This window comes from Inquilinus sp. (assembly GCF_057815775.1).
This window is the reverse complement of the sequence record NZ_JBYRFX010000137.1, coordinates 1-4,433: the sequence shown is the minus strand read 5'-3', so window position 1 is coordinate 4,433 and position 4,433 is coordinate 1. Positions and strand designations below refer to the sequence as shown.

Below are 4,433 nucleotides of genomic sequence, written 5' to 3'. Positions count from 1 at the left end.
CGGCGGGGCCGGGCTCGGCGGCGATGCGGATGTCAGAGCGCAAGGGCATCGCCGGCCTCCGTCTCGGGCTTGGGGACGGGCGGTGCATCGGCGGGGGTGGGTTCCCCGGCCATCGCCGCCTGCAGATTGGCCTGCAGCGCCAGCAGGTGGCGCCGCATCGCCGCCTCGGCCCCGGCGCCGTCGTGGCGGGCGATCGCGCCCAGGATCTCGGCATGCTGGCTGGTGTAGGCCCGCAGCCGGATGCGGTTGCGGGCGGCCTCGCGCAGCCGGCGCCAGCCCGGCGATTGCCGCACCCGGTCGACCAGGTCGAACAGCGCCAGCAGCAGGCCGTTGCCGGCGGTCTCGGCGATCTGGCGATGGAAGGCGCTGTCCCACAGCTCGTGGCTGTCGCTGTCGGTACTGGCCGCGGTCTTGCGTTCGATCCGCCGCAGCGCGGCGACGGTGTCGGCCGAGGCGCGCATCGCCGCCAGCCGGGCCAGGCCGGGTTCGATCTGCAGCCGCGCCTCCATAACCTCCAGCGGGCTGGTGCGGTCGGCCAGGGAGGCGATCAGGTGCGGCTGCACCGCCGGCCGCTTGCCGGCGAAGGTGCCCTTGCCCTGGTGGCGCCAGATCCGGCCCTCGGCCTCCACCACCTCCAGCGCCCGGCGGACGGCGCGGCGGCCGACGCCGATGCCCTCGGCCAGCTCACGCTCCGGCGGCAGCTGCCATTCGGCCCGGTCGCCCTCGGCATCCAGCAGCGCGCGCAGCCGCTCCAGCGCGACGCTGGAGTTGGAGACGCCGCGCGCCGCCGCCGAGTCGCCGGTATCGGAGACCATCTCAGCCATTGGTCTCCCAATGGTCATGCCCGGCATCGCGGCCCTGGGCCATGCGCCGATCCCCTGTTTGTTCTAGAACACCGGGCCTGCCGATCCTGAGGATCGATCCGGTCCCGCATTGCCGTTCATCGTTGCATCAAGCCAAGCGCAAAGGGAACCAATTTGCAAATGGTTTCCCGGATAGAACGGACGCGTGGGTTGGTTCGCACCGCGAACCCAACCTACGATGTCGGCTCAACCCCCTCCGTCATCGCGAGGCGCGCAGCGCCGTGGCGATCCAGAATTGCCGCCACCCGCACGGTCTGCACCCGTGGGACTGGATCGCTTCGCTGCGCTCGCGATGACGATAGGGGTGGTTGGGCAGTATTATCCCTCGACTCACCGTTCCCTTTATGTTCTCATCAAGAGATGACAGGCACAGCCGCCATCCCCGAGCCACCAACCGCCCTCCCGGCGGCGGAAGAGCTTGCCCGGGATGCGGCGATGCTGAGCGATGCCGCCGCCCTGGCCTTCGACCTGGCCAAGGAGCTGAAAATCCTGGCCGTCGGCAGATCCGGCCCTCCGGCCAAGGCAGCCGCCAACCTCGCCGCGGCCGGGACCGCGGCCCGGCATGTCGAGCGCCTGCTGCTCGCCATGCGCCGCTGCCTCGCGCTGAAGGACCTGTTCCGCCGGCAGCACCAGGAGGACGGGCGACAGGCCGAACATCGCCGCGACCGGCGGCGGGCGGAGATCGGTGAGCGGCGCCGTGCCGTCATCCAGGGCGTCACCGGCGCCATCGCCGCGGTGAAGCCCGATGCCTCCGACGGTCCTGATCGGGATCCGCGGGAACGGCTGACCAGCGACCTCTATGACCGGGTGTTGGTGGACGAGCGGCTCACCGCCGACCTGGCCGACACAACCCTGCCGATCGAAGCCGTGATCCTGCAGACCTGCCGCGACCTGGGCGTCGCCGCCAGCTGGCTCGATATCGCCCGCGGCACCCCCGGGGTGGCGGCAGCGAAGGTCGCCACCTGGCAGGAGGGCTCCTATGGGATCGGCCGCTTTCGCGTGATCGCGGCCGCCGATATCGGCCTGCCCGAAGGGCAGGTATATATGCTCAACACCGACACCGGCGCGGTCTTCAACGAGGATGGCAAGATCGTCAAGACGCTGACGGACCAGCCAGTGCCGCCCGACTACTCTCCGCCACCTGACCCCGGCCCCGGGAACACCGGACCGCCTGATGCGACCGCCCCACCGGCGACACCGCTGCCCGGGACGGCGATGGCGCCACCCGGCGGCGGCTGGGTCACGGTCGAGCGCGCGCCCGAGAGCGAGCGCAACGACAACTGGCGCCGGATCAGCCTGGCCCAGCACATTTTCGGCTCCGGCTAACGCCGGTGCCGGAGGGTGCCCAATGCTGCCTGTTCTTCACCGTCATCGCGAGCGCAGCGACGCGATCCAGTTCCGCCCGCGCCAACGGCACAGACGGCGACAGCCTGGATCGCCACGGCGCTGCGCGCCTCGCGATGACGGTGAAGGATGGAAGGGCTCGGCTTATTCCAGAAAGACGTAGGCTGTGGTTTAGCCCGTGCGCCAGCAGGCCACGCCCTGGGGCGCGACCACCGGGCCGCCCAGCAGGTAGCGGCCGGTGTCCGGCACCGGCGCCGTCCACTCGGTGTCGCCATAGTTGAAGGCGAAGGTCAGGTCGCCGCGGCGGCGCAGCCGCACCCCCTCCGGCAGTTCCGTCAAGTCGAGCCCGGCGACGCGGCCCAGCAGGTCGGCCATCACGCCGTGCAGCAGCGCATCGTCCGGCCAGCCGGCCAGGTAGAACCGGCTGGTGTCGCCGACCAAAGCCGGCGCGCCGTCGGCGAAGCGGGCCAGCGCCGGCAGGTCGGTCTCCAGCCATTCGCGCCAGCGCTGCACCGTGCCGGACAGGCCGCCGCCCGTCACCGGCTCCGTCAGGCCCGGGCGCAGCGAGGCGACCTGGATCACCTGCAGCGGCAGCAGATGCCGCAGCGCGCCGGGCGGCAGGCCGTCAGGGATGCGGAAGTCGCGGGTCTTGGCGCCGCTGCGCGGGCCGAACAGCAGGACCGCGTCGGTGGCAGCGAAGGCCTGGGCCGCCGCCTCCGACACATGCGCCAGCGACGGCACCACCACCGCCCGGTAGCCGACCAGGGACGCGCCCGGGCGCACCATGTCGACATCCAGGCCCAGGCGGCGGATCGCCCCGTACCAGCGGAACGCCAACTCGGCGTAGCGGAAATCCTGGCCCTGCGGCTGGATGCGGTGGAACCAGGCGGTCTCGTAGTCGAACACCAGCGCCACCGGGGCCTTCGTCGTGGCGGGCAGGGCGCCGGTGCGGGCCAACTCCTCGCCCACCTGCGTCGCCTCCGCGCCGCCGGGCGACAGCTTGCGGTCGGGCCGGTTCAGCCCGGCATGCATCTGTTCCTGCGCGAAGGGGGCCTGGCGCCAGCGGAAATAGCTGACCACCTCGGCGCCATGGGCCAGCGCCTCCCAGCTCCACAGCCGGACCATGCCGGGCTTCGGCACCGGGTTCCAGTCGGCCCAGTTCACCGGCCCCGGCTGCTGCTCCATCACCCACCAGCGGCCGCGGCCGACCGCGCGATAGAGGTCGTGGTTGAACGGCGCCAGGTCGGGGTGCGAGGTGCGGGCCCAGCGCACCCGTTCCGCGTCATCGGCGGCGATCTTCTCCAGCGCGCCGAGGGGATAGCTGTCCCAGGACGCGATATCCAGGTCTTCGCCCAGCGGCCAATGGTCGAAATCCTGGAAGAAGCCCATGAAGTTGTGGGTGACGAAGCGGCCCGGCGAATGCTGGCGGATGATACCGACCTGCATCCGGTTGTAGGCGGCGACCTGGTCGGAGGCGAAGCGCCAATAGTCCAGCCGCGCGGCCGGATTGGTCTCGGTCACCGCGGCCACGGGTGCGTCGATCTCGCCGAACCCCGCCACCTCCATCGACCAGAACACATTGCCCCAGGCCTCGTTCAGCACGCCGGGGGTCTGGTAGCGATGGCGCAGCCAGTCGCGGAAGGCGGCGACATCCTCGGGGCCATAGGACAGCACGGTGTCGTGGCAGCCGAACTCGTTGTCGGTCTGCCAGCCGGCGACCGCGTCGTGGCTGCCGTAGCGCCGGGCCACTTCCTCGGTGATGCGGGCGCTCTCGCGCAGCCAGGTCCGGCTGGAAAAGCTGGTGTGGCGGCGCGAGCCGAAGCCGCGGACCCGCCCGTGCGCGTCGACCGGCAGGATGTCGGGGTGGCGGTCGACCAGCCATTTCGGCGGCGTCGCCGTCGGCGTGCACATCACCACCTTCAGCCCGGCGGCGCCCAGCGTGTCGATCGCCCGGTCCAGCCAGCCCCAGTCGAACCGCCCCGGTTCCGGCTCGATCCGCGACCAGGCGAATTCGCCGATACGCACCCATGTCAGGCCGCTCTCCGCCATGCGCCTGGCGTCGTTCGCCCACATCGCCTCCGACCAGTGCTCGGGATAATAGCAAACGCCTAGTGTTCGTTTCATCGACTTCTCTCGAAGAGGGGGCTGTCGTTTGGACAGGTGATGGCGGATGGAGGATCAGCTCTTCACGGCGCCGAGCGTCAGTCCGGCGATGAAGTGCTTCTG

At 71.0% G+C, this 4,433-nt stretch carries 3 protein-coding genes; 1 reads left to right on the top strand and 2 read right to left on the bottom strand.

What is annotated here, in order from left to right:
* Positions 1-32 precede the first annotated feature (32 nt).
* On the bottom strand, positions 33-824 hold the full coding sequence (locus AC3XYG_RS04975) for a FadR/GntR family transcriptional regulator (RefSeq protein WP_489138708.1): 792 nt from the start codon (positions 822-824) through the stop codon (positions 33-35).
* A gap of 474 nt (positions 825-1,298) precedes the next feature.
* Here AC3XYG_RS04975 and AC3XYG_RS04970 point away from each other — a divergent pair, with 474 nt between their 5' ends.
* Positions 1,299-2,189 carry a hypothetical protein gene (locus AC3XYG_RS04970; RefSeq protein WP_489138707.1) on the top strand — a complete coding sequence of 297 codons (891 nt, stop codon included), beginning with the start codon at positions 1,299-1,301 and terminating at the stop codon, positions 2,187-2,189.
* Between the two features lie 189 nt (positions 2,190-2,378).
* On the opposite strand, the gene AC3XYG_RS04965 is transcribed toward AC3XYG_RS04970, so the two are convergent.
* On the bottom strand, positions 2,379-4,331 hold the full coding sequence (locus AC3XYG_RS04965; protein ID WP_489138706.1) for a beta-galactosidase: 1,953 nt from the start codon (positions 4,329-4,331) through the stop codon (positions 2,379-2,381).
* Positions 4,332-4,433 lie beyond the last annotated feature (102 nt).

Excerpts from the sequence above, each read along its gene's own strand:
- AC3XYG_RS04975 (WP_489138708.1), bottom strand. The coding sequence starts at position 824 with ATGGCTGAGATGGTCTCCGATACCGGCGACTCGGCGGCGGCGCGCGGC.
- AC3XYG_RS04970 (WP_489138707.1), top strand. The coding sequence starts at position 1,299 with ATGCTGAGCGATGCCGCCGCCCTGGCCTTCGACCTGGCCAAGGAGCTG.
- AC3XYG_RS04965 (WP_489138706.1), bottom strand. The coding sequence starts at position 4,331 with ATGAAACGAACACTAGGCGTTTGCTATTATCCCGAGCACTGGTCGGAG.